The sequence below is a fragment of the Bradyrhizobium sp. genome (assembly GCF_016213215.1).
Taxonomy (GTDB): Bacteria; Pseudomonadota; Alphaproteobacteria; order Rhizobiales; family Xanthobacteraceae; genus Bradyrhizobium.
This window is the reverse complement of sequence record NZ_JACRAW010000108.1, coordinates 1-24,394: the sequence shown is the minus strand read 5'-3', so window position 1 is coordinate 24,394 and position 24,394 is coordinate 1. Positions and strand designations below refer to the sequence as shown.

The window sequence follows — 24,394 nt, the reverse complement described above, 5'->3', positions numbered from 1 at the left end:
CGGCGGCGCTGCAAAACGGCAAAATCAGGCCGAAACTGCGCCGCGCACCGCTGCGATGATCCGGTCCTGCGTCGCTTCGTCCAGATAGGCATGCATCGGCAGGCTGATTACGTCCTGCGACAGCCTCTCGCTGACCGCCAGGCCGCCCTCGGCAACCGGGAAGTTCCGGTAGGCCGTCTGCTGGTGAAGCGACTTCGGATAATATATCGCGGTCGGAATGCCCTGCGCCTTCAGTGCGGCGGCAAATTGATCGCGACCGACCGTCTTGGGCAGGCGGATGGTGTATTGCGCCCACACCGACGTGCATCCTTTCGCAAGCTGCGGGACGATCATGATGTTCCCAAGCCCGCGCGCATAGCGTTCCGCCACCTCGTTGCGCGCGGCGATCTCGTCCTCGAAGATCTTGAGTTTCTCGATCAGGATCGCCGCCTGCATGGTATCGAGCCGCCCGGTCAGGCCGAGGCGAACGTTGTCGTATTTGTCCGAACCTTGCCCGTGCACCCGGACACTGCGCAATGTCTCCGCGAGCGCTGTATCATCGGTGAAAATGGCGCCCCCGTCGCCGAAACAGCCGAGCGGCTTGGCCGGGAAGAAGCTGGTGGCGGTTGCCAGCGCCAGTGTGCCGAGCCGCCGACCCTTGTAGCTCGCGCCAAAGCCTTGCGCAGCATCGTCGAGCACGAACAGCCCCTCGCTCATGGCAACCGCGGCGATGGCGTCGTGATCGGCACTCTGGCCGAACAGATCGACGGGAATGACCGCAGCGGGCTTCAGTCCAAGCTTCCTGGCCGTCGCAATCCCGCGCTTCAGCGACTCGACGTCTATATTGAAGGTCGCCTCGTCGACATCGACGAAGACCGGCGTGGCCCCTGTCAGCGCCACCGACTCGCCGGTCGCGCAAAAAGTGAAGGATGGGCACAGCACCGCATCGCCCGGCCCGATGCCCTTGGCCATCAGCACCATCAACAGGGCGTCGGTGCCGCTGGCGCAGCTCACGACATGCTTGGCGCCGCTGAAGGCCGCCAGCTGCGCCTCGAGCTGGGTGACCTCGGGACCGTTGATGAACTGGCAATGGCTGAGGACGCGCAAAACCGCCTCGTCGATCGATTTGCCGAGCCGGCGGCGCTGCGCGCCGATGTCGATGAAGGGAATGGGTTGGGAACGCAGGTGCTGGTTCATGGCGTCTTGAAACCGTTGAGCGGTCGACATTACAGCCGGATCAGGCGACGACGCGCCGCGGCCCCTTGCGGGCCGCCGACGCCAAGGCAGGCTTGGACGGGTGTTCCAGGCAGCGGGTCGCGATTTCGAGGCTGGCAACGCCCTCATCGCCCGTCACAGCCGGAATGTCGCCGGAGCGGACCGCGCTCAGGTACGAGATCAGCTCGGCGCGCAGCGGCTCGTCGTGGCCGACCGGCAAATGACGCATCGAGTAGCTGCCGTCCGGCTTGAAACCGAAACACTCGGTGACCTGACGCGTGAGCAGATCGCCCATGACGTACTTGCCGCGGGTCGCAACCGTGACGCTGCGCGCCTTGAACGGCGTCAACCAGTTGGTGTTGATGTGGGCGAGCACGCCGGAAGCGGTACGGAACTGCAGAAGCGCAATGTCCTCGCGCTCGGCCACCGCACTCGATAACTGCGGCTGCACTTCGATGATGTCGGATTCGGTAAACCAGCGGATCAGATCGATGTCGTGCACGGCGAGGTCGATGACGACGCCGACATTCGACATGCGCGGCGGAAACGGCCCCACGCGCGTGATCGCAATCGAGAGGATGTCCTCGCCGGCGATCGCCTTCTTGATCGCGGCGACCGCCGGATTGAAGCGCTCGACATGCCCGACCATCAGCGTCACGCCGGCGCGCTTGGCCGCGGCGACGATGTCGTGCCCCTCCTCCACCGTGGATGCGATCGGCTTCTCGACGAGGACGTGAATCTCGTGCGCGATACAGGCGAGCGCGATCTCGTGGTGAAGATGCGTCGGCGCAGCGACGGTGACGGCGTCGACGCCTTCGGCAAACAGTTCGTCAAGCGTTTCGAAACTGGGACAGCTCGTCAGTTCGGTCGCACGTGTCCGATGGGCCGCGCAAGGATCCACCACGCCGACCAGGCTCACGTCGGGAAGCCCGGCCAGCACGCGCGCGTGATTGCTTCCCATGACGCCAGCGCCGATGACGCCGACACGAATTGGCCGGCTGGGATCGTTCGCGGCCGTGGCGGCCCCCTTGGAACTCATTTCATCAAACCCCGATCAGCTTCCCGGCAATCCCCGCGCCTCTCTAGCACGTCGCCACACATGTGGCGAATGCCGAGAAAGAATTCCGGACACGTTTTGATTCAAAAAGTTACACGTCTTCCGGCGCGCCAATACAGCAACCGGCGCCAGTGCGCCGGGATTCGAAGCAGCAATTGATTCGCAACTCGGGTGTTACGACCTTCGATAGTCGTCTTCAATCCGGATGATATCGTCCTCGCCGAGATAGCTGCCGGTCTGCACCTCGATCAGCTCCAGCATGATCTTGCCCGGATTCTCCAGCCGGTGCACGGCGCCCATCGGGATATAGATGGATTCGTTCTCGTGCACCATTCTCACGGTCTCGTTGACGGTGACTTGCGCCGCGCCGCGGACCACGATCCAGTGCTCGGCGCGATGGTGATGCTTCTGCAAAGACAGTCGCCCACCCGGCTTCACCACGATGCGCTTGACCTGGTGGCGCTCGCCATTGTCGACCGATTCATAGCTGCCCCAGGGACGGAGCACCTTCAGATGCTCTTCGGTAACGTGCGGCGCGACCGTCTTCAGTTTGGCGACCAGGCGCTTCAGGCCGCTGGCCTCCTTCTGCCGCGATACCAGCACGGCATCCGGGGTTGCCACGACGACGAGATCGTCGACACCTTCGAGCGCTACCAGCGCCCTGTCGGTCGTAACGTTACAGTTGCGGGAATCCTCGAACACCGCCACGCCGCGCGCGGCATTGCCCTGCGCGTCCTTCTCCGACAATTCCCACACCGCATGCCAGGAGCCGACGTCAGACCAGCCGCAGTCGACCGGGATCACGGCAGCACGCGAGGTCTTTTCCATCACCGCATAGTCGATCGAGATCGCCTTCGCCGAGCCGAAAGCCTCCGACTCCAGGGTCACGAAACCGAGATCGCGTCCGGCCTTGGCCACTGCATTGGTGACGGCATCCACGCTGCCGGCATCGACCTTGCGGTACTCGTCGAGCAGGACGGAGGCCGGGAACATGAAGTTGCCGCTGTTCCAGAGATATCCCGACCTGACATACTCGGCAGCCGTCGCCGCGTCCGGCTTCTCCACAAAGCGCGCCACCGCGCGCACTTCGCCCGTGACCGCCTCCCCCGGACTGATGTAGCCGTATTCTGTCGCGGGACGCTCCGGCTTGACGCCGAAGGTAACGATGCGCCCCGTTTCGGCCGCCGCGAGACCCTGGCGGCAGGCGGCGATGAAGGCCTGGGTGTTGCGGACGACGTGATCGGCGGCAAGCGCGAGCACGATGGCATCGCGTTCGCGACTTCGCGCAAACACGGCGCCTGCGGCAATCGCGGGGCCGGAATCCCGCCGCGTGGGTTCGAGCAGAATGTCGGCCTCGATGCCGATTTCGGCGAGCTGCTCGAGCACCATGAAGCGGTAGGCGGCATTGGTGATCACGATCGGACGCTCGAACAGCGAGGCATCGGAGACGCGCAGCAGCGTATCCTGAAACGTCGAGCGTTCGCCAAACAGGGGCAGGAACTGCTTCGGCCGCACTTCGCGCGAAGCCGGCCACAGCCGGGTTCCCGCGCCGCCGCACATGATCAGTGGAATAATGCGCTTGTCCATCGGACTCTCAAACCTTGTAGTGCTCGCGATACCAGGCAACGAAGTTGCGAATGCCTTCCTCGATCGGCGTCGACGGCGAAAATCCCACATCGCGCATCAAGTCGCTGACGTCTGCAAACGTCTCCGGCACGTCTCCCGGCTGCATCGGCAACATCTCCTGGGCCGCCGTTCGCTCCAGCTCTTTTTCGAGGACCGCAACCACGTGCATCAGATCCTCCGGGCGGTGGTTGCCGACGTTATAGACTTGGGCTGGCGCATTCGCAGCCTGCGGATTGTCCGACGGGACGCGGTCGATCAATCTCGTTACTACACGGGTGACGTCGTCGATATAGGTGAAGTCGCGGCGCATCTTGCCATGGTTAAAGAGCCGGATGGGCTTGCCTTCGACAATGGCGTTGGCGAACAGAAACATCGCCATGTCAGGGCGTCCCCACGGGCCGTAAATCGTGAAGAACCGCAGCCCGGTGACGGGCAGTCGATAGAGATGGCTGTAGGAATGAGCCATCACTTCGTTGGCCTTCTTGGTAGCGGCGTAGAAGCTCACGGGATGATCCGTTCGGTCCTTCACCGAGAACGGCAACTTGGTATTGGCCCCATACACCGACGATGACGAAGCATAGATCAGGTGATTGCAGCCATGGTGCCGACAGCCTTCCAGCACATTGAGGAACCCTTCGAGATTGGCATCGGCGTAAGTGTGCGGGCTGCTGATCGAATGGCGGACACCGGCCTGGGCAGCAAGATGGATCACCTTGGCGAAACGGTGCCTGCCAAATAGCGCGGCAATGCCGGCACGATCCTTCAGATCCATCTGCTCGAATGAGAAGCAACGCTCCCGGTTCAGAACGTTCAGACGCGCCTGCTTCAGGGCGGGATCATAATAGCTGTTGAGATTGTCCAGCCCGACGACGGGCCGACCTTCCGCAAGCAACTGCCGCGCAACGTGAAAGCCGATAAAACCAGCCGCGCCCGTGACCAAGATTTCCCGATCCGACATGTGTTCCCAAGCCTGGTTCGTCGCGCCGCTCGCCGCCTCTTTACCTTCGCTGGACAGGGAATCGCAAGCTCCCGAATGGGCGCCTATTGCCAGATCGGTCCTAAAACCATACGAAGGCGGCCAAGTTTGGGGCGTGGCATCGAGCCGCGCATTTTTGGACACTCAGCGCGGGCGAAATGCGCCGGATCGTTCTCTCAGCGGCAAAAATCGTAATTTCCGCAGCGCTGCTCTACTTTGCGCTTCGAAAGGTCGATCCTGCCGATCTCGCATCGCGCATCACGATTACGAGCCTCGGCTGGCTCGCCCTGGCGATCGCGGTGACGTTCGTTCAGATCTTTGCCGGCGTATTGCGATGGCGGGAGATCAGCGCGGCGTGCGGCGCCCCGCTTCGGACCGGACAGGCGATGCGCTACAACCTGATCGGGACATTCTTCAATCAGACCCTGCCCTCTTCGATCGGCGGCGACGCGGTGCGGCTGTGGCTTCTGGCGCGTGCAGGCGCCGGATGGCGTGCGGCGACCTATTCGATTTTCGTCGACCGGGCGATCGGGCTGATTGCGCTTGCAGTTATCATTGTCGCGAGCCTGCCCTGGAGCTACCACCTGCTCAACGACGTGCAGGGCCGTTCGGCGCTGCTGCTGGTCGACTTCACCGCCCTCGCGGGGGGCGGCGGCTTTCTCATTCTTGGCGCGCTGCCCTGGCCGTGGTTGAAGAGTTGGTGGGCAACCCATCATATTCACGCCTGCGCCATGATCGCCAACCGGGTGATCTTCAGCCGCAGGCGCGGGCTGAAAGTTGCGGCGCTGTCGCTGCTGGTCCACGTCCTCACCGTCGTGATCGCCTGGTGCGTCGTCAAGTCGATCGCGGCACCGGTCGGTTTCAGCCAGACGTTCCAGATCATCCCGCCGGTAATGCTGATCACGATGCTGCCCATCTCGATCGCCGGTTGGGGCGTGCGCGAAGCCACCATGGGCCTCGCCTTCGGCTTCGCCGGCCTGATGACGACCGAGGGCGTGAACGTGTCGCTGCTGTTCGGTGCCGTGTCGTTCATCGTCGGGGCTTTCGGCGGACTGGTCTGGATCTTGAGCGCCGAGAAGGCCGCGCGAGGATCGGCGCCCATTGGAGCCCCGGAGTGACAGACCCGGCGCCCGCGGGCGATCCACTTGGGATGCTGGCATTGGCTCTGCTCGCGCTGGCGGCCAGCGCCGTGCTTTCGGCGCTGATCACCCGGATCAGCCGGCCTCTCCTGCAGCGTTACGCGCTGGCAAGGCCGAATGCACGCTCCTCGCACCGCATTCCAACCCCCCAAGGCGCGGGTATCGCGGTGATTGCCGCAACGCTGGCCGTCGCATCCACTTGGGCAGTTTGGGCGAATACCGCCATTCCGCCGATCCTTGTAGGCGCTACCCTGTTCATTGCGCTGGTCGGATTTGCCGACGACATCAGGCCGCTGCCGGTCGTGGTGCGCCTTGTGCTTCAGGCCGCTTCTATCGGTGCGGTCGTGTTTGCGGCGCCCGATGACCTCAGGATCTTTGCGAACTGGCCGCTTGGGCTCGAACGGGCCCTGTTACTGTTTGCGGGCCTGTGGTTCGTAAATCTCGTGAATTTCATGGACGGCCTGGACCTGATGACGGTCTCCGAGGTGGTGCCGATCACCGCCGCGATGCTGCTCCTGGGCTGGATCGGCGAGCTTTCCTTGCCCGCGACGCTGGTAGCGACGACGCTCTGCGGGGCGATGATCGGCTTTGCCCCGTTCAACCGTCCCGTCGCCAAGGTCTTCCTCGGCGACGTCGGCAGCCTGCCGATCGGCCTGCTGCTCGGCTGGTGTCTCCTGCATCTCGCCTGGCATCAGCATCTGGCCGCAGCCCTGCTGCTGCCGGCCTACTACCTTGCCGATGCGACCGTGACGCTGTTTCGCCGTGTCGCCAGGCGCGAGCCGTTCTGGGCGGCGCATCGCACCCATTTCTACCAGCGCGCGACCGACCACGGCTTCGGCGTCGAGCGGGTCGTCAGCGAGGTCTTCACGCTCAACCTTTTGCTCGCGGCGCTGGCGCTACTCACCATCGCCGCGAATTCGACCGTAGTGACCGTGTTGGCCGGACTTTCAGGTGCAGGAGCCGTTGTTTTCCTGTTGCAGAGATTCGCCCGTAAGCGTGCCGCTCCGAAACAGCGTTGAACCGGTCAGGCGCCGGGATCCGACAACGCCATGCGCAGGCCCTCGTCGAGGGTCACCTCCGGTCGCCAACCGATCGAGCGAGCCTTGGAAATGTCGAGCTCCAGCGAACCGAGCAGACTGTGGTTGGCCTCGCTGCGGCCGAGCGCCGCAAGCAGGCCGACCAGCATTGGTCGCGGCATCGGAAACAGCTGCGCCCGCCTGCCTGCCGCCCGGGCCAGCCGCTGGATGAAATCCGGGGTCGAGACCTGCTCCTCGTCGGCAACCAGGAAGATCTCGAACTTCCTGGCCGGATCCGGATGCGAAAGGCGCCACTGTATGAAGGACGAGAGATTCTGCACGGACAGGAAGGCGCGGTGATTGCGGACGGCGGCGAAAGGAAGCGGCATCCCGTGCTTCACCGCGCGCGTCAGCAAGGCAAAATTGCCCCTTGCCCCGAAACCATAGACAAGCGGCGGCCTGACCACGGTAATCTGCATATCGCTCTGTTCCGCCAATGCCCTCAGTCCGGCCTCGGCCGCCGCTTTCGACATTCCGTACATCCCGCGTGGCGTGAGAACATCTTCTTCTTTGAACGGGGCGCGACCGTCATTGCTGCGGCCGTGCACCAGAACGGTGCTGATAAAGATGAACTGGCGTACCCCCGCGATAGCCGCACAGCGCGCCAGGTGGAGCGTGCCTTCGATGTTGACGTCCCGATAGAGCTTTACGGCATGCTCGTCGTGTTGGTGATGAACGCGCGCGGCAAGGTGGACGACCGCATCCATCCCGGCGAGGGCGGCGCCCCAGTCGGTTTGATGTCCGATCGATCCGATGATGACCTCGTCGTCCCGGCCCGATGAGTTGCGCACGGCACGACGAACGGCCCATCCGCCGCGCGTCAGGGCCGGGGCGACGTGACGACCGACGAACCCGCTGGCTCCGGTGACCAGAACTGTAGGTTTGGGGTCTTTCACGGCCTGCCTGTCAGTTCCGGACTATCCAGCAGTTCTTCCATCACTTTCACATACGCCGTCATCGCGGATTCGCGGTGGTAACTTGCGGCGGCGGCCACGGCTCGCTGCGGCATTGAAGCATCACCTTGCAGGAAAGCCGTGCGAATTGCTCTGGCCAGTTCGTCCGGCCGGCCGGGCGTCACCACCCAACCGAGCCGATTTTCCGCCACGGTCAAAGCAGCTTCCGCCTCCTGCTCCGATACCAGGATGACGGGACGCCCCACTGCAAGCAGATTGTAAAATCGGCTTGGCACCGACACGCCCGCCACACTCTTGCGGTAGGGAATAATCCAGGTATCAGCCGCCGCGAGGAACTCTTCGAGACGGTCGTCCGGAACACGTTCGACGAACGTCACGTTCGGGAGTCCGGCTTCCCCCTGCAGAATCTTCAGACGGTCAAAGCCCATCCCCCAGCCGGAAAGGAGGAAATGGATGCCGGTCTCCTCCTGCAGGATTCGAGCGGCCTCGAATACGATCTCCGGATCATGCGTAAAGCCCAGATTGCCGGAAAGACCAACCACGAAGCGGGCTGAAAGCGTGCGCCGGTAGAGGTTGTCCGCCGTCACCGGACGCAGCCCTGGCACCAGCGTGGCCCAGTTCGGGATGAAGCGGATCTTGTTCGCCGTCATTCCCCGGTAACGCAATAGCGGCGGCTCGGCATCGCGTCCGATCGTGATCACGGCATTGAGCTGACGAAACATCCATGCATTCGCCAGACGTATTGCCCTCGTCACGAGCGAACGGGACCCAAGCAGACCGGCCATGACAAGGACGTCCGGAAACAGGTCGTGCATGATCAGGGCCGAGCGCGCCCCCTTCAACCAGGCTGCCGCAGCGACTGCGTAGGGAAGCATGAAGGGAGCGGTCACGGTGAGCACGACGTCTCCCCGCCGCAACCGTTTCAGCAGGGCAAGAAAGATCCGCAAGGCAAACATGATTTCAGCCGCGGCGCGCCTGATCAGTGCGGCCTTTTTCGCCATCCGGTTCTTGACCGCGATCACGGCCGGCTTGCCTGGTCCGGATGCCGGCAGAGGCCCGGGCGATCCCGACAGCACAAGAACCTCGCGCTTCGCCGCAATCCGGCACGCGATCTCCGCCATGATCGCCGCCGTCGTGCTGGGGTCCGGCGGGTAGTGCTGGGTCGCAACGACGATTTTTCCCGAGGGTTGCATCTAAAGCTTTCCGAGGCCGCACCGCGACGGGCGCTATGAGGGGCGGCAGTTCATCAGGCGGCGCTCGATCCGAACTCGGGAACGGCGTCCTTCAGGATCGTCTTGATGGTGCCCCGGTCGTCCCGCGCGATCGCCTGATCGAGGGCGGCCATCCATTTGCGCAAAGCCTGCATCGGCGGCTCGTTCGGCTTGGCGGCCATGATGCCGGCGATGCCGATCTCGACCGTCGGCTCCTCGGTCGCAAACAGGATCTCATTGAGCCGCTCGCCCGGACGCATCCCCGTGAACACGATTTCGATGTCGTAGCCTGGCTGCAGGCCGGACAGCCGGATCATGCGCTCGGCAAGATCGACGATCTTGACCGGCTGCCCCATGTTGAGGACGTAGACCGAAACGTTCGGATGCTCCGGCGCCAGAGCGTGTGTCGCCGCAGTAACGACCAGATCGCATGCCTCGCGTATGGTCATGAAATACCTGACCATGTCGGGATGGGTGACCGTTACCGGCCCGCCCGCCTCGATCTGGGCCTTGAACTTCGGCACGACGGACCCGTTCGATGCCAGGACGTTGCCGAACCTGACCGAGATCAGCCGCATCGGCGGCGTATGGCCGTTCGCCTGAACGGCCAGCTCGTGATCGAGTGCCTGACAGTACATTTCGGCAAAGCGTTTGGTGAGGCCGAGCATGGATACCGGCTCGATCGCCTTGTCGGTCGAAATCATCACCATCGCCTCGGCGCCGGCCGCGACGGCTGCGTCGGCGACGTTGATCGAGCCGAAAATGTTGGTCTTCACCCCCTCGCTCCAGTCGCGCTCAAGGATCGGCACGTGCTTGAGCGCGGCGGCGTGGAAGACGAGATCCGGCTTGAAATCGGCCATCAGCCGAATGATTCGCTCGCGATCGCGGATGTCGGCGATCCGTCCTTCGATGACGGCCCCCGTCCCGTGCGCGGCGAGCGCTTCGGTCACGGCATAGAGCGCCGGCTCGGAGTTCTCGAGTATCAACAGGCGCGCGGCGCCGAAAGCAATCACGCGATCGCAGATTTCCGAACCGATGGAGCCGCCGCCGCCGGTCACGATGATTGCCTTGCCCCTCACCAGCGCTTCCAGCCGCGCATAGTCGATCTTCTCGCTTGGCCGCAACAGCAGGTCCTCGACCGCGACGGCGGTCAGACGGGGAAGGTCTCCGCTTTCCAGCGACGGCAGGCGGCTGACGATGAGGCCCAATCGCCGCGCCCGCATCAGAACCGCCTCCGGATGGGCTTCCGGCTCGAAAGCCGACGGGGTCATCACGACGCGGGCGATCGGCTTGTTGCGGTTGGTGTAGTCGCCGATCACGGCCTCGATATCGTCGATTCCACCGAGGACCGGCACGTTGCGGATGAACTGACCAAGGTCGGCGCCGGACGGCGACAATACGCCGACCGGCCAGATCCGTTTGATCGCGCCGCTCTCGATCCCGCGCAGCAGGACTTCGGCGTCGGCGGCACGGCCGATCAACAGGGTCGGCGAGGCATCCTCGATTTTGGCGTGGTGACGCGCGCGGGTATAGCGGAAATAGCGGTAGGCAAACCGCGAGGCGCTGAGAAAGAAGACCTCGAGAAACCAGTAGAGAACGATGGTCACCTTGCCGAGAAAAAAGGTGCCGTGAACGTTGGGCGCGACGAAGATGTAATCCAGCACCAGCAGCGCGACCGTCAGCACGGTCGAAACGCGTATGATATTCAGCGCATCGGGCAGCGAAATGAAGCGCCACTTCGTCGTGGTCAGATTGAAGATGAAGAAAACGACGACGCTGAAGACAAGGAAGTACGGCAGGATACGAAACAGGAGCGGGAGCCGGACGTAGAAATCCTCCCCGCCGTCGAAGCGCAGATAGAAGGCGGCAAACAGCGCCGCTGCCGTGGCTAACACGTCATGGAGGGCAATCAGAAAGTTGCGTAAGGTGAGGTGCGAGAGACGCGTCATCCGCCGACCGGTCTAGTCTTCATTTCCGTCCAACCGTTGCCGCTGATAGCTCATCTCGCGAACACTTGCCAGCAGCCATGGATCAGGAAGCATCGTCCGCCCGAGTGTCGGCCCTCGCCGCCTTCAGCACCATCCCACCCGCGACACCTACGCCGAGGACATACATCCAGCCCTCGTGAAAATCGAAAAGATGCGAATTGAAAAGCGATGTGAAAATATTCTGTACCACCACCAATAGCCCAATCCAGTTGGCGAGCCCATCACCGCGAAACATGAGCAGATGCAGGAGCCACATTGCATAAAGGACAACAACTCCGATAATGCCCCACTGTACCGCCACGTTCAACGTCTGATTGTGCGGATTGTTGATCACCTCGCTGGTGGCCTGATAGGCACCGCCGGTCGCCGCCCGTTCAAACAGCCCGCGCGTCGAACCGGTTCCGTGGCCGATGACCGGCGCTTCGGCAAAGAAGCGCAGAGACTTGCGCCAGAACTCCAGACGGACTCCGATTGACGTCGGGATGTTCTGCTCCTTGTAGAGCTGATAGTCCCGGGAAAACGTATTGACTGTCTTGCGCAACTGGGGCGAGTTTTGCCACGCGAGAAGGGCAAATGCCAGCAACGCGCACACAATGATGGCGATGCTTCGCCACTTCAGGTGCAAGAGCGCAAACACCCCAAACATGATCGGCACCGTGACGAGCGCGGTGCGCGAGACGACGGCGAACGCCATGTTGACGAAAAAGCTGACCGCGATCGCGCCGAGCAGGCCGGCCAGCCAGAATCGCCTCGCCCGCAGCAGCATGACGATCGGATAGGCCAGCGCCACCGCGCACAGCGTGAATTCCTGGCTCTGGTCGATGTAGTTCTTGATGAAGATCCCTCGCTCGAGAACACCTCCGGCCGGCTTGAGCGACAGGTTGGGATAAAGGAGGACGAGCCACGACATCAGGGCCAGCAGCGTGCACGACACCAGGAAGGCGATGAACACCCAGTGCCCGCGCGAGGAGCGCTGGAAGTGATAGAGCAGGACCGGCAGGACGAGCAGTTTCACGGTCGGGCTGACCGCATAGAATCGTACTCCCCAGGCCGCATCCGACCACAGCGTACCGATAAGGGCGAGCACGAAGATCGCAATCGGCAGCGCGCAGATCGGGCGCTTTACGAACTCCAGGAAGGATTTCAGGTCGAGGAACGGCACCATGCATATGAGCAGCGCGGTGCTGAAGATGCCGGCGAGCGACGTTGACCACGGCAGTGATGCAGCGGTCAGGATTGCGAACACGTCAACGGTCGTCACCCAGGCTGCTGGGTCGCGCAACCGCCTGAACAATGAGCCGGTCGCCGAGTCGTGCGCGACCGCCGTCACCGCCCGCCTCCCCGCGCCCGATCGACCAGCGACGTCGTGGAAAAGCCGGGCAGCACGTCGACCAGCATGACAGCGCCGCCATGGGATTCGACGACCTCGTGCCCGACGACCTGCTCGCGGGTATAGTCCCCGCCCTTCACCAGCACGCTCGGCTTGATCTGCGTGATCAGCCTTATCGGCGTGTCTTCCTCGAAGATAACGACGAGATCTACGGCTTCCAGCGCGGCCAGCACCTCCGCACGCGCCCGTTCCGCCTGAACCGGTCGGCCGTCGCCCTTCAACCGCCGCACCGATGCATCGCTGTTGAGGCCAACGACGAGACGATCGCAGGCGGCACGAGCCGCCGTCAGCACCTTGACGTGTCCCGGATGCAGGATGTCGAAACAACCGTTGGTGAAGCCGATCCTCAGGCCCTGGCTGCGCCATTCCGCAAGATGGGCATCGAGCGCCTGCGAGTCCGCCACGATCTTTTCCTCGGCGGCAAGATAGGCATGCGGCAGGATTCTCCGGCGCAACTCCTGAGCGCTCACGCTGGCGGTGCCCTGCTTGCCGACTGCAACCGCAGCCGCGGCATTGGCCATCCGCAAGGCAGTCTCCCAGTCTGCGCCGGCCGCGAGTGAGGTCGCGAGGACGGCCGCCACAGTATCACCCGCGCCCGAGACGTCGCGCACCTTGACCGGATGGGCCGGGACATGAACGGCCGCGCCCCGGCGCGGAACCAGGGTCATGCCGCGCTCGCTCCGCGTCACCAGGATGGCCTCGCAATCGGCGATCTGCATCGCATCCTGCGCGGCGTCGACGATGGCTTGGTCGCTGTCGGCGCGGCTGCGGGTCGCCTCGGCGAACTCCTTGCGGTTGGGAGTGAGCAGCGTGGCCCCGCGATAGATCGCAAAGTTCGGGCTCTTCGGATCGACAACGATGCGCTTGCCGAGCTTGCGCGCCTCGTCGATGACATTGCGGATCACGCGGCCGGTCAGCACGCCCTTGGCGTAGTCGGACAGCAGAACGATGTCGACATCCGGAATCCTGGACAGGATCGCATCAATCAGCTTCTGTTCGGTATCGCCGGACGCAGGCTCTGCCAGTTCCCAATCGGCGCGCAGCATGTGGGTCGAAAAATGTTCGGAGACAAAGCGGACCTTGCGCGTCGTCGGACGGCTCGCATCGGTTACCAGCGCGGCTTCGATGTAGGGCTCGGCGGCGAGCGCGAGCTTCAGCCTGGCACCGGCCTCGTCGTCACCAACCAGCCCGACGAAGACGCAGCGCGCGCCGAGCGAAGCGATGTTGCGCGCGACGTTCCCGGCTCCGCCGATGCTGCTCTCGCTGCGCTGGGCCGCAATGACGGGTGCCGGTGCCTCCGGCGAGATCCGCGACACCTCGCCATAGACGAACTCGTCCAGCATGAGATCTCCGACACAGAGTACCGTGCGGCGCGCCATTGCTTGCGAGAGGGAATCGAAGTCGAGCATCGGAATCCGTGTCGTTGAGGCTCAGCGGTAACGATCGGGCTGATTGAGGTAGCCCTTGACGTAGGTCGCCACCGCTTCCTCGAGCTTGGTGAAGCCGCCGTTATAGCCGGCCCCACGCAGGCGATCGACCTCGCTCTGGGTGAAGTACTGGTAGCTGTCGCGGATCGCCTCGGGCATGTCGATATACTGGATATTCGGCTCGGCACCGAGCGCGCCATAGGCCGCCAGGATGAGATCCTTGAAGCTGCGTGCAGTTCCAGTGCCGACGTTGAAAATTCCGGAAACCGATGGTGTCGCCAGAAGCCACATCATGACGCGCACGACGTCATCGACATAAATGAAATCGCGCCGCTGGTCCCCGTCTTCGACGCCCCTGCGGTGAGATTTGAAAAGCTGCACGACGTGACCCGCCCTGATGTCGTCGAATCGGCGCGCCAGCACGCTCATCATCGCGCCCTTGTGGTACTCGTTCGGACCGAACACGTTGAAGAACTTCAGGCCCGCCCATCGCGGCGGCAACTTTTCCCCCCTCGCCGCCTTCTCGGCGACGACCATGTCGAAGAGGTGCTTGCTCCAGCCATAGAGATTCATCGGCCTCAGCTTCTTCAGCGCCGACGGCGAAAAATCGTCGCCAAAACCCTGCGTGCCATCGCCATAGGTTGCGGCGGAAGATGCATAGATGAACGGCGTCGCGTTCGCCGTGCACCAGTCGAGCAGCCGCGCCGAGAAGCGGAAATTGGTCTCGATGACCAGATCGCCGTCGGTTGCCGTGGTCTCGGAGATCGCGCCAAGGTGAATGACGGCTTCCAACCTGCGGTCCTTCAGCCAAGCGGCCAATTCCGGCGGCGGCACGACGTCCGCTAGCTGCCGCTTGGCGAGGTTGCGCCACTTGCCCTCGTGGCCGAGCACATCGCAAACCACGACGTCGCTACGACCAGCGTCGTTCAATGCGGCCACGACGTTCGATCCGATAAAGCCGGCGCCGCCGGTCACCAGCAACATGTCATACCCTGCCTGATTGGCCGGCCCGTCCTGCCGTAGCGCATGAGCGGCCAAAGTGTAAGCGTTTTGAACCGACTGCCTGGCTGTTGTCCCGGCTTTACCTGCCGGCCTGGACCCGTTACCGACACAGCGGCGACCCAACCGCCCATCACCTTCATGAACGAATGAATAAAGATTCGCAACTTAGCAGGATTGAGGACCGGGACGACACCCGCCCCATCCTGATTGTGCCCTACATGTGGATCGGCGACTTCGTGCGCGGGCATACGGTCGTGCGGGCGCTCAACCAGCGCTGGCCGAACCGGCCGGTTGATCTTCTCACCACACCCCTTTGCGCGCCCCTGGTCGACTACATGCCGGGCGTGCGGAACGGCATCGTGTGGGATCTGCCCCGCAGCCGGCTCGCGCTGGCGCGGCAATGGGGTTTGGCGCAACTGCTCCGAAAGCGGAACTACGCTACCGCCATAGTCCTGCCGCGGACCTGGAAATCGGCCATAGCGCCGACCTTGGCCGGTATTCCGGAACGGGTCGGCTTTGTCGGAGAGTTCAGGTTCGGCCTGATCAACCAATGGCGCTGGGGCGAAAAGACGCTGCCTCGCTTCATCGATAAGAACGCAGCCTTGGCCTTGCCCGACGGCGCCCCGCTGCCCGCGGAGTGGCCTGTGCCGCAGCTTAGGGCGTCGCCTGAGGAAATCGCCCGCTGGCGGCAGGCTCACGCTCCGGGTTCGGGAACCGCGGTTGCCCTGGCGCCCGGTTCGGTCGGGGCCTCCAAGCGCTGGACCTATTACCCCGAGGCGGCCCGACGGCTTGCCGAACAGGGTCTCGACGTCTGGGTCGTGGGCGGCCCCGGCGAAAAAGCCCTCGCCCAGGAGATCGTCGCCGCCGGGGGCCCCCGCGTTCGTGACCTGACCGGAACGGACCTGCGCAACGGCATCCTGGCGATGGCGGCGGCCAGCCTGGCGATTTCGAATGACTCCGGCCTGATGCACATCGCAGCAGCGCTGGGAACCCCGACCATGGGCATCTTCGGGCCGACCAGCCCCTATCATTGGGCGCCGCTGAACGGCCTTGCGGCGACGGTCCAGACCAGGACCCAGGTGCCGTGCCAGCCCTGCCACCGGCCGGTCTGCCGCATGAATGACCATCGTTGCATGCGGGATATTCCGGCCTCCGACGTGGTGACGATCGCGCAGCGGGTGCTCGCCGAGCATGGCGCCCGCGCCTCCACCTGAGCCGCCGCGCTTGCTAAGCTCGGACGCGATCATTACCAAGGCTGCCAATCAGAACCTCGATGGTGCTTCTTGAGCGAACCGTTCAAAGATCCGATCGCAGCCCATCTCGAACGGTCGCTTGTGGCGCTCGAGCGTGCGACGCGCGATGCCTCCCTTCTTGCGGTCGCGCAGTCCGTCGCCAATTCCATGGTCGCGGCGCTGCGCGCGGACAACAAGATCCTGATCGTCGGCAATGGCGGCAGCGCGGCCGACGCCCAGCACATCGCGGCCGAGCTTGTCGGACGCTACAAGAAGGATCGCACCGCGCTCGCCGCGATCGCGCTCACCACCGACAGCTCAGCACTCACCGCGATCGGCAATGACCATGGTTTTGAACGCATCTTCGTGCGCCAGGTCGAGGCTCTCGGCCGGCGCGGCGACCTGCTGCTCGCGCTTTCGACGTCCGGTCGTTCGCCGAACATCCTGGCGGCGCTGCGCGAGGCGCGCGGCCGCGGGCTAGTTACGGTCGGCTGCACCGGCATCAAGGGCGAGGCCATGCGCGAGTTGTGCGATCATTTGCTGATGGTGCCGAGCGACGATACGCCCGTCATCCAGCAGATCTATTTAGCCTTCGCGCACGCCATTTGCGACCAGGTCGAGCAGGCCTTCGCGGATGAAGCGCCTTGATCGCGCGGGGTCTCATACCAACGTGCGATAGACTTGCGCGATCCGGCCTGCTTCCGCATCGAGGCTGAACTTCGCCAGCACCCGTTCGCGCGCGCGCTGTCCCATTGCAACCGCGGCTTGCGGATCGCGCATCAACGGCTCCAGCGCGGCAACCATCGCCTCGACATCGCCTGGCGGCATGAGCACGCCGGTCACCCCGTCCTCCACCACGAGCTCGGCCGCGCCGGCGCGGGAAGCCACCAGTGCGGCGCCCACGGACATCGCCTCGATTAGCGTCAATCCAAAACCTTCGTTGCGCGAGGCGAAGGCGTAGATCGTCAGCCGCTGGTACCAGCGCTGCACCTGTTCGATGGCAAGTTCACCCGTGATGACGATCCGCGACTTGAGGCCGGCCGCTTCGATGCGCTTGTTCAGCTCATTTGCGAATGCAAGTTGCTCGGGCGTGACGGCGCCGACCAGCACGGCGGTAAAATCAGGATAGCGCGGCAGCAGCCTGCACATCGCATTGACGAAGACATCGCTGCCCTTCTGCGCGCGCACGCGGCCGAAGCAGCCGATCGCATAGCGGCCCGGCAGGCCGCTCTCGGCAAAAGCCGCCGCGCGGTCCGCCGGCGGTGCATAGACGTCGGTATCGACACCATGCGGAATCACGATTGCCTCGCATTTCAAGTAGGAAGCGGAGACATCGCTGGTCGCGATGATCGCATCCATCCGCCGGATCAGCCAGCGCGTGATCCAGGTGTGGTGCCGCTGCGCCGCCGACGTGAACACGAGCTTGAAGGGCCAGCCGAGCGCGCGCAGGATAACGCCCACGATCATCTCGTTATTGCGGCGGGCGTGCCAGATCAGTGGCCTTTGTCGCCGCCATAGCGTCAACAGATCTGCAACACCCATCCGCGCAATGCCATCGGGCGCATGGGAACCGAACCATGCGGCGCGAAACAGCCGGGCCAGTTTCGGCGCCACCATGCGATTGGTTGCGGTCACCCCCGAATAGCGCCGATGCAGGTTCGGCACGATCAGTTGCAGGTCAGCGGCAGGAATGTTCTCGATCGGCACGCCAAGCTCCGTTTCGACGAAACCCTATACGCAACATTAAGCATAGTGGCCAGTTCAGGCGCGAGAAAACCCCCTCTTCACCGCATCGGCGATAGCATCCGCGCCGATCGTAGGACGGGTGAGATCATGACTGTGCTTGTTACCGGCGGTGCCGGCTATATCGGAAGTCACACGGTTCTGGCGCTGGCCGAAGCCGGCGAGAACGTCGTCGTGATCGATGATCTCTCCACCGGCTTTTCGGCCCATCTGCCGGAGGGCGTGCCGCTGTTCATCGGCGACGCCGGCGATGAAAACCTCGTCGAGGGCGTGATCTCCCAGCATCATGTGGAGAGCATCGTTCATTTCGCCGGCTCCGTCGTGGTGCCCGATTCGATGCGCGACCCGCTCGGCTATTACCGCAACAACACCATGACGACCCGCAGCCTGCTGAATGCGGCGGTCAAGTCGGGTGTCAACCGTTTCATCTTTTCTTCCACCGCCGCGGTGTACGGCAACCCGGACCATGTGCCGGTGCCCGAGGAGGCGCCGACCCGGCCGCTGTCGCCCTACGGCTTCTCGAAGCTGATGAGCGAGATCATGCTGCATGACGCTGCCTCCGCCTACGGCATGCGCTTTGTCGTGCTGCGCTACTTCAACGTGGCGGGCGCCGACCCGCAGGCGCGCATTGGCCTGGCGACCGTGGGCGCCACCCATCTTCTCAAGATCGCGGTCGAAGCGGCGACCGGACAGCGCGCCAAGATCGACGTGTACGGCACCGACTATCCGACACCGGACGGCAGCTGCATTCGCGATTTCATTCATGTCACCGACCTCGCCGAGGCGCACCGTTCGGCGCTGGCCCATTTGCGCGGTGGCGGCGCCTCGGCGACCCTGAATTGCGGCTATGGCCGCGGCTATTCGGTGCTGGAAACGATCGACGCAGTGCGCCGCGTGTCGGGCCGCAGCTTTGCGGTTCAATATGCGCCGCGGCGGCCCGGCGACATCATGACCATGGTCGCCGATGCCAATCGCATTCGCACAGTGCTCGACTGGAAACCGCGCTACGACAACCTCGAGACCATTGCGGCGCACGCGCTCGCCTGGGAGGAAAAGCTCTTCCGCGAGCGCCACGGCGAAATCGAGATCCGCCAGGCCGCTTCGGCGTGAAATCTCTTGCTTTGCAAGCCCTTAATTGGGCTTGAAAAATCCCCCTATAGGGGGCACAGAGGCCGTTCAGTCTCCTGACGCGCGGGCGTAGAGTCCGGCGCCGTCAATGGAACACGGATGGCCCAGTTTCCAAAGAAGATCACCGACGATCCCTATGGCGCGGCGATACTGATTCGCCGCTTGGTCATGGAACAGGGGATTGTCTATTGGCGACGCTACCTGACCGCGTTCGTGCTGATGGGCATGGCGGCCGGCGCAACCGCGGGCGCCGCCTACATCCTCGGCGAAGTGATCAATCAGGCCTACGTCGACAAGAACGTCACAGGCATCGCCATCCTCTCAGGCGTCACGGTGATCCTGCTGTTCATCAAGGGTCTTTCGACCTACGGTCAGATGGTCATTCTGTCGAAGATCAGCAACGCTATCCTCGCCAACAACCAGCGGCGGCTGTTTGCCAAGCTGATGAGCGAAGGCGTCGGCTTCTTTTCCGAGCGGCATTCATCGGAATTCCTGGCGCGGCTCACGGCCGGCGCCAAATCCATCACCGACGTCCTCAACATGCTGATCAACGCCGTCGGGCGCGACCTCTTGATGCTGATCAGCCTGATCGTGGTCATGGTGATGCAGGATCCCATGATGTCGCTCTTCGGTCTTGTGGTGGTGCCGCCGGCGATGCTGGTTTTGCGCAAGCTGGTGAAGCGGATCAAGGGCCTCGCCTATAACCAGTTCACCGGCACCGCCGACATCCTCGAGACCATGCAGGAATCGCTGCAGGGCATCCGCACGGTCAAGGCGTTCACGCTGGAAGGCACCATGCGCGAACGGATCGACGAGAACATCGCCGTCGTCGAGCGCAACGCCAACAAGATGGCACGCGTCGCCAATCGCTCCAACCCGCTGATGGAGATGCTCGGCGGGTTCGCGGTTGCCGGCTGTCTGCTCTACGGCGGCTACAGCGTGGTCGCGCTCGGCGCGACCCCGGGCCAGTTCTTTTCATTCATGTCGGCATTCCTGATGGCGACCGAACCGGCCAAGCGCCTGTCGCGCCTCAACATCGATTTGAACAGCCAGCTGGTCGGCGCGCGAATGCTGCTCGAAGTCGTCGATAGCCCGGCGAGCGAACTCTCCGATGACGACAAGCCGTCGCTGAGGCTGTCGGACGCCCGAATTGAACTGCGCGATGTCAGTTTTGCCTATCGTGAGAACGAGCCGGTGCTCCATCATATGAGCTTCGTTGCCGAACCGGGCAAGGTCACGGCCCTGGTCGGGCCGTCCGGCGGCGGCAAGTCGACCGTGCTCGCGCTCTTGCTGCGTTTCTACGAGGTCACAGCAGGCGACATTCTGATCGACGGACAGTCGATCGGGTCGGTGTCGCGCAAGTCCCTGCGTGGGCAGACCGCCTATGTCGGCCAGGACGTCTACCTGTTCCGCGATACGATCCGCAGCAACATTGCCTTCGGCAAGCCCGGCGCGACCGAAGCCGAAATCGTCGAGGCCGCCAAGGCGGCCTGCGCGCACGAATTCATCATGAGCTTCCCGCTCGGCTACGACACGCCGGTCGGCGAGCACGGCACGCAGCTCTCGGGCGGCCAGCGCCAGCGCATCGCGGTTGCCCGCGCGCTGATCCGGAACGCGCCGATCATCCTGCTCGACGAGGCGACCGCGGCACTCGATTCCGAATCGGAGAAACAGGTGCAGGAAGCGATCGAGCACCTGTGCCGAAACCGGACCACGATCGTGATCGCGCACCGGCTGCACACCATCATGCATGCCGACGCCATCCTGGTGGTCGAGGGCGGGGAGATCGTCGAGCGCGGCCGGCATGACGAATTGCTGCGCCGCGGCGGACGCTACGCGTCGTTCTTCCGGCTGCAGCACCACGATGCAGGCCCCTCGACACTGGCGCCCGTTGGCGCGACCGCGTAAACAGGATCCAGCTTCTTTCAACTAATCAAAAAGGCTTTTCATGACCTCAGCCTCTTTTGTGATTCCGGCTCCGCCGCAGCCCTCCATCCCAGTCGTTGGGGAATCGAAGTCGTTCCCCGTCCGGCGCATCTGGTGCGTTGGACGCAACTATCTCGAACACATCCGGGAGATGGGAAATGACGAGCGTGCGCCGCCGTTCTTCTTCGCCAAGCACGCCGACATGCTCGAGCCGGACGGCGCAACTATTCCCTATCCGTCGCTGACCAAGGACCTGCATCACGAGGTCGAACTGGTCGTGGCGATGAAGAGCGGCGGCCTGAACATCCCGGCCGACAAGGCTCTCGATCACGTCTATGGCTACGCCGTCGGGATCGACCTGACCCGCCGCGACCTGCAGCAGGCCGCGCGCAAGAAGGAGCGCCCCTGGGAAGTCGGCAAGTCGTTCGATCACTCCGCGCCCTGCTCGGCCCTGCAGCCGGCGTCCAAGATAGGTCACCCGTCCAAGGGCAAGATCTGGCTGTCGGTGAACGGCACCGAGCGGCAGAACGGCGATCTTTCCGAGCTGATCTGGAGCGTGCCGGAGATCATCTGGCAATTGTCACAGCAGGTGGAGCTCGGCGCCGGCGACGTCATCATGACCGGCACGCCGGCCGGCGTCGCGGCGGTTTCGCCCGGCGATAGAATCGAGTGCGGCGTCGATGGTGTCGGCACGCTGAAGGTCTCGATCGGCAAGGCCGCCTAGCCGCACCAGACTCTGCTGCAAGCCTTCATTGAGTTCAGGCGCGCGCGAGCGCCTGCAATCCCTTGAAGGTCAGGCGCTTGGGATCCCTCACGCCGGCGAGGTAGGCGCGCCGAATAAAGTCAACCACGGCATCGCGGCTGCAGTCGGTCAGGGCCACGATGGCGTCGACCGCGATCTTCTGGGCTTCCATGGGGCTTCCCTCCACGTACTTAGCCGCAGCAATCTAGGATCCGCCGGTTAATCTCGTGTTAACCGTTTGATACCTCGCGAGGCGCGCAGCGAGCCTCAAGAATACTGCATCACCCCGTCATCCACCCTGCCAAGGCGCAAGGACACGATGTCGAGCGCGTAGTTCTGATAGAGCCGCCACGGGCGCTTAGAACCCTGCTTTGGTAGTTTCGCGATCGAGCGCTGCACGTACCCAGACGTGAAATCCAGCGAGGGCAGCGGTGTGATGGTCGAATCGGTGTTGTGGGGCACGCATTGGCGATAGCCGTGCCGGTCCATGTAATTGATGAGCCGGCAGACATACTCGCAGGTGAGATCGCATTTCAGCGTCCAGGACGCATTGGTATAGCCGAGCGCCGCAGCCAGATTGGGCACATCGGAATACATCATGCCCTTGTAGTTCAGGGTGTCTGCGAAATCGACCTTGCGACCGTCGACCACGACTTCCACGCCGCCCAGCACCTGCAAGACGAGGCCAGTGGCGGTAACGATGATGTCCGCCTCAAGCTCGCTGCCGTCCTTCAGGCGGATGCCCTTTGAAGTGAACGTATCGATCTCCCTGGTGACGACGGAAGCGCGCTTGTCGCGGATTGCCTTGAACAGGTCGCCGTCAGGCACGAGGCACAGCCGCTGATCCCATGGGTTGTAGCGCGGCGTGAAATGGGTCGCGACGTCGTAGTCGGGACCGAGCGCCATCCTGACGCCGCCCAGAATCAGTTCCTTGACCCGCGCCGGTTTGCGGCGGCTGAGCTGAAAGAAATACATGCTGAGCAGCACGTTGCGCCAGCGGATCAGGTGATAGGCAAGACCGGCCGGCAGGTTGCGGCGAAGCTTGTTGGCAAGCGGGTCCTGCGCGGGCCGCGACACGACGTAGGTCGGCGATCTCTGCAGCATGGTGACATGACTGGCGACCTTGGCCATTTCCGGCACCATCGTCACCGCGGTCGCGCCCGAGCCGATCACCACCACGCGCTTGCCGGCGTAGTCGAGATCCTCCGGCCATTTTTGCGGATGCACGATGCGGCCGGCGAAGTCGGAGGTGCCCGCAAATTCCGGCGTGTACCCTTCTTCATACCTGTAGTAGCCGGAGCACATGAAAAGAAAGCTGCAGGTGAAGCGCACGGTCTCGGTTGCGCCTTCCGCCATCGTGCGTTCGGCTTCGACCGTCCAGCGGGCATCGTGCGTCGACCACGAGGTGCGCCTGACGCGATGGCGAAAGCGGATCTTCTTATCGATGCCGTTCTCGGCGGCGGTCTCGCGCACGTATTTCAGGATCTGTGGCCCGCTGGCGATCGCCTTCGCATCGGTCCAGGGCTTGAACGAATAGCCCAGCGTGAACATGTCGCTGTCGGAGCGGACGCCGGGGTACCGAAACAGGTCCCAGGTGCCGCCGATGCAGTCGCGACCTTCGAGAATGACGTAGCTCTTGCCCGGGCACTTGTCCTCGAGATGATAACCCGCGGCGATGCCCGACAGGCCGGCGCCGACGATGAGCACGTCGAAATGTTCTTGCACGAGGCTTCCTCCGGCACGAATTGTCCGACCCTTGCCACAGCCAGTCAATCAACAATGCCCGAGAAAATGCAGCATGGGCAACAGCAGGGCGCGATCGCTCCGACGGCGGTGCCAAACAAAAAGCCCCGGATCGCTCCGGGGCCGTTTTGCATCGCATTGTTAGTCGGGCTTCAGTAGCGGTAGTGATCCGACTTGAACGGGCCTTCCGGCTTGACGCCGATGTAGTCGGCCTGCTCCTTGCGCAGTTCAGTGAGCTTCACGCCGATCTTGGCGAGGTGCAGCCGCGCGACCTTCTCGTCGAGCGTCTTCGGCAGCACGTAGACCTTCTTGTCGTACTTGCCGTCCTTGTTGTTGGCGAAGAGCTCGATTTGCGCCAGCGTCTGGTTGGTGAAGGACGCCGACATCACGAAGCTCGGATGGCCCATGGCGTTGCCGAGGTTCACCAGGCGGCCTTCCGACAGCAGGATGATGCGGTGCTTGTCGGGGAATTCGATTTCGTCGACCTGCGGCTTGATGTTGGTCCACTTGAGATTGCGCAGATGCGCGATCTGGATCTCGTTGTCGAAGTGGCCGATGTTGCAGACGATGGCGCGATCCTTCATCGCGCGCATGTGCTCGATGGTGATGATGTCCTTGTTGCCGGTGGCAGTGACGAAGATGTCGGCGCGCGGCGCGGCATCCTCCATGGTGACGACCTCATAGCCTTCCATCGCCGCCTGCAACGCGCAGATCGGATCGACCTCGGAGACCATGACCCGGCAGCCGGCCTGGCGCAGCGAGGCCGCCGAGCCCTTGCCGACGTCGCCGAAGCCCGCGACCATCGCGACCTTGCCGGCCATCATCACGTCGGTACCGCGGCGGATGCCGTCCACCAGCGATTCCTTGCAGCCGTAGAGAT

Annotated in this window: 21 protein-coding genes; 7 read left to right on the top strand and 14 right to left on the bottom strand. The window is 63.5% G+C overall.

The window, feature by feature from the left end:
- Positions 1 to 24 precede the first annotated feature (24 nt).
- The 4 genes from HY852_RS18750 to HY852_RS18735 form a co-directional block, all read right to left on the bottom strand.
- Positions 25 to 1,176: a DegT/DnrJ/EryC1/StrS aminotransferase family protein gene (locus tag HY852_RS18750; protein ID WP_291606283.1), complete on the bottom strand. Its 1,152-nt coding sequence runs from the start codon at positions 1,174 to 1,176 to the stop codon at positions 25 to 27.
- A gap of 40 nt (positions 1,177 to 1,216) precedes the next feature.
- On the bottom strand, positions 1,217 to 2,233 hold the full coding sequence (locus tag HY852_RS18745) for a Gfo/Idh/MocA family oxidoreductase (protein WP_291606282.1): 1,017 nt from the start codon (positions 2,231 to 2,233) through the stop codon (positions 1,217 to 1,219).
- Between the two features lie 192 nt (positions 2,234 to 2,425).
- Positions 2,426 to 3,838 (bottom strand): mannose-1-phosphate guanylyltransferase/mannose-6-phosphate isomerase, encoded by a 1,413-nt coding sequence (locus HY852_RS18740; RefSeq protein WP_291606281.1) that lies wholly within the window; start codon positions 3,836 to 3,838, stop codon positions 2,426 to 2,428.
- A gap of 7 nt (positions 3,839 to 3,845) precedes the next feature.
- Entirely contained in the window at positions 3,846 to 4,835 is a 990-nt protein-coding gene (locus tag HY852_RS18735) for an NAD-dependent epimerase/dehydratase family protein (protein ID WP_291606280.1), read from the bottom strand.
- A 176-nt stretch (positions 4,836 to 5,011) separates the two neighbouring features.
- Between HY852_RS18735 and HY852_RS18730 the strand changes: the two genes are divergently transcribed.
- Both HY852_RS18730 and HY852_RS18725 read left to right on the top strand, forming a co-directional pair.
- Entirely contained in the window at positions 5,012 to 5,971 is a 960-nt protein-coding gene (locus HY852_RS18730) for a lysylphosphatidylglycerol synthase transmembrane domain-containing protein (RefSeq protein ID WP_291606279.1), read from the top strand.
- 32 nt (positions 5,972 to 6,003) lie between these two features.
- Positions 6,004 to 7,011, top strand: a complete 1,008-nt coding sequence (locus HY852_RS18725; RefSeq protein WP_291606292.1) for a glycosyltransferase family 4 protein — start codon at positions 6,004 to 6,006, stop codon at positions 7,009 to 7,011.
- A gap of 5 nt (positions 7,012 to 7,016) precedes the next feature.
- Here HY852_RS18725 and HY852_RS18720 read toward each other — a convergent pair whose 3' ends face one another.
- The 6 genes from HY852_RS18720 to rfaD all read right to left on the bottom strand — a co-directional run bounded on the left by HY852_RS18720 (position 7,017) and on the right by rfaD (position 14,982).
- Positions 7,017 to 7,964 (bottom strand): NAD-dependent epimerase/dehydratase family protein, encoded by a 948-nt coding sequence (locus HY852_RS18720; RefSeq protein ID WP_291606278.1) that lies wholly within the window; start codon positions 7,962 to 7,964, stop codon positions 7,017 to 7,019.
- Positions 7,961 to 9,103: a glycosyltransferase family 4 protein gene (locus HY852_RS18715; RefSeq protein ID WP_367116373.1), complete on the bottom strand. Its 1,143-nt coding sequence runs from the start codon at positions 9,101 to 9,103 to the stop codon at positions 7,961 to 7,963. Before HY852_RS18715 ends, HY852_RS18720 begins: the two co-directional genes overlap by 4 nt.
- A gap of 125 nt (positions 9,104 to 9,228) precedes the next feature.
- Positions 9,229 to 11,142: an SDR family NAD(P)-dependent oxidoreductase gene (locus HY852_RS18710; protein WP_291606276.1), complete on the bottom strand. Its 1,914-nt coding sequence runs from the start codon at positions 11,140 to 11,142 to the stop codon at positions 9,229 to 9,231.
- An 82-nt stretch (positions 11,143 to 11,224) separates the two neighbouring features.
- Positions 11,225 to 12,511, bottom strand: a complete 1,287-nt coding sequence (locus HY852_RS18705; protein ID WP_291606275.1) for an O-antigen ligase — start codon at positions 12,509 to 12,511, stop codon at positions 11,225 to 11,227.
- Positions 12,508 to 13,980 carry a D-glycero-beta-D-manno-heptose-7-phosphate kinase gene (gene rfaE1, locus HY852_RS18700; RefSeq protein ID WP_291606274.1) on the bottom strand — a complete coding sequence of 491 codons (1,473 nt, stop codon included), beginning with the start codon at positions 13,978 to 13,980 and terminating at the stop codon, positions 12,508 to 12,510. The genes HY852_RS18705 and rfaE1 overlap by 4 nt, the downstream gene beginning before the upstream one ends.
- Positions 13,981 to 14,001: 21 nt before the next feature.
- Positions 14,002 to 14,982, bottom strand: a complete 981-nt coding sequence (gene rfaD, locus HY852_RS18695) for an ADP-glyceromanno-heptose 6-epimerase (protein WP_291606273.1) — start codon at positions 14,980 to 14,982, stop codon at positions 14,002 to 14,004.
- A 164-nt stretch (positions 14,983 to 15,146) separates the two neighbouring features.
- On the opposite strand from rfaD, the gene waaF reads away from it, so the two are divergent.
- Both waaF and HY852_RS18685 read left to right on the top strand, forming a co-directional pair.
- Complete coding sequence (gene waaF / locus HY852_RS18690) at positions 15,147 to 16,214, top strand: lipopolysaccharide heptosyltransferase II (RefSeq protein WP_291606272.1); 1,068 nt, start codon at positions 15,147 to 15,149, stop codon at positions 16,212 to 16,214.
- A 69-nt stretch (positions 16,215 to 16,283) separates the two neighbouring features.
- On the top strand, positions 16,284 to 16,880 hold the full coding sequence (locus tag HY852_RS18685; protein ID WP_291606271.1) for a D-sedoheptulose 7-phosphate isomerase: 597 nt from the start codon (positions 16,284 to 16,286) through the stop codon (positions 16,878 to 16,880).
- A 12-nt stretch (positions 16,881 to 16,892) separates the two neighbouring features.
- Here the strand turns inward: HY852_RS18685 and HY852_RS18680 are convergent, their stop codons facing one another.
- Positions 16,893 to 17,939, bottom strand: coding sequence for a glycosyltransferase family 4 protein (locus HY852_RS18680; RefSeq protein ID WP_291606270.1), 1,047 nt, complete (start codon positions 17,937 to 17,939; stop codon positions 16,893 to 16,895).
- A gap of 126 nt (positions 17,940 to 18,065) precedes the next feature.
- Here HY852_RS18680 and galE point away from each other — a divergent pair, with 126 nt between their 5' ends.
- The 3 genes from galE to HY852_RS18665 all read left to right on the top strand — a co-directional run bounded on the left by galE (position 18,066) and on the right by HY852_RS18665 (position 21,753).
- Positions 18,066 to 19,085: a UDP-glucose 4-epimerase GalE gene (gene galE, locus HY852_RS18675; RefSeq protein WP_291606269.1), complete on the top strand. Its 1,020-nt coding sequence runs from the start codon at positions 18,066 to 18,068 to the stop codon at positions 19,083 to 19,085.
- 117 nt (positions 19,086 to 19,202) lie between these two features.
- Positions 19,203 to 21,011, top strand: coding sequence for an ABC transporter ATP-binding protein (locus tag HY852_RS18670; protein WP_291606268.1), 1,809 nt, complete (start codon positions 19,203 to 19,205; stop codon positions 21,009 to 21,011).
- Between the two features lie 40 nt (positions 21,012 to 21,051).
- Positions 21,052 to 21,753 (top strand): fumarylacetoacetate hydrolase family protein, encoded by a 702-nt coding sequence (locus HY852_RS18665; protein WP_291606267.1) that lies wholly within the window; start codon positions 21,052 to 21,054, stop codon positions 21,751 to 21,753.
- A gap of 34 nt (positions 21,754 to 21,787) precedes the next feature.
- On the opposite strand, the gene HY852_RS18660 is transcribed toward HY852_RS18665, so the two are convergent.
- From HY852_RS18660 to HY852_RS18650, 3 genes are all read right to left on the bottom strand, one after another.
- Positions 21,788 to 21,943, bottom strand: coding sequence for a hypothetical protein (locus HY852_RS18660; RefSeq protein ID WP_291606266.1), 156 nt, complete (start codon positions 21,941 to 21,943; stop codon positions 21,788 to 21,790).
- Positions 21,944 to 22,038: 95 nt separating this feature from the next.
- A complete protein-coding gene (locus HY852_RS18655) occupies positions 22,039 to 23,496 on the bottom strand; it encodes an NAD(P)/FAD-dependent oxidoreductase (protein ID WP_291606265.1) in 1,458 nt (485 codons plus the stop codon).
- 170 nt (positions 23,497 to 23,666) lie between these two features.
- Positions 23,667 to 24,394 (bottom strand): adenosylhomocysteinase (locus HY852_RS18650; RefSeq protein WP_291606264.1); only part of this gene is annotated, 728 nt, incomplete at its 5' end.

Coding starts and splice junctions, on each gene's coding strand:
- HY852_RS18730 (WP_291606279.1), top strand. CDS start 5,012: ATGCGCCGGATCGTTCTCTCAGCGGCAAAAATCGTAATTTCCGCAGCG.
- waaF (WP_291606272.1), top strand. CDS start 15,147: ATGAATAAAGATTCGCAACTTAGCAGGATTGAGGACCGGGACGACACC.
- rfaD (WP_291606273.1), bottom strand. CDS start 14,982: ATGTTGCTGGTGACCGGCGGCGCCGGCTTTATCGGATCGAACGTCGTG.
- HY852_RS18745 (WP_291606282.1), bottom strand. CDS start 2,233: ATGAGTTCCAAGGGGGCCGCCACGGCCGCGAACGATCCCAGCCGGCCA.
- HY852_RS18710 (WP_291606276.1), bottom strand. CDS start 11,142: ATGACGCGTCTCTCGCACCTCACCTTACGCAACTTTCTGATTGCCCTC.
- HY852_RS18725 (WP_291606292.1), top strand. CDS start 6,004: ATGCTGGCATTGGCTCTGCTCGCGCTGGCGGCCAGCGCCGTGCTTTCG.
- HY852_RS18670 (WP_291606268.1), top strand. CDS start 19,203: ATGGCCCAGTTTCCAAAGAAGATCACCGACGATCCCTATGGCGCGGCG.
- HY852_RS18750 (WP_291606283.1), bottom strand. CDS start 1,176: ATGAACCAGCACCTGCGTTCCCAACCCATTCCCTTCATCGACATCGGC.
- HY852_RS18735 (WP_291606280.1), bottom strand. CDS start 4,835: ATGTCGGATCGGGAAATCTTGGTCACGGGCGCGGCTGGTTTTATCGGC.
- HY852_RS18715 (WP_367116373.1), bottom strand. CDS start 9,103: ATGGCGGAGATCGCGTGCCGGATTGCGGCGAAGCGCGAGGTTCTTGTG.
- HY852_RS18665 (WP_291606267.1), top strand. CDS start 21,052: ATGACCTCAGCCTCTTTTGTGATTCCGGCTCCGCCGCAGCCCTCCATC.
- rfaE1 (WP_291606274.1), bottom strand. CDS start 13,980: ATGCTCGACTTCGATTCCCTCTCGCAAGCAATGGCGCGCCGCACGGTA.
- HY852_RS18660 (WP_291606266.1), bottom strand. CDS start 21,943: ATGGAAGCCCAGAAGATCGCGGTCGACGCCATCGTGGCCCTGACCGAC.
- HY852_RS18740 (WP_291606281.1), bottom strand. CDS start 3,838: ATGGACAAGCGCATTATTCCACTGATCATGTGCGGCGGCGCGGGAACC.
- galE (WP_291606269.1), top strand. CDS start 18,066: ATGACTGTGCTTGTTACCGGCGGTGCCGGCTATATCGGAAGTCACACG.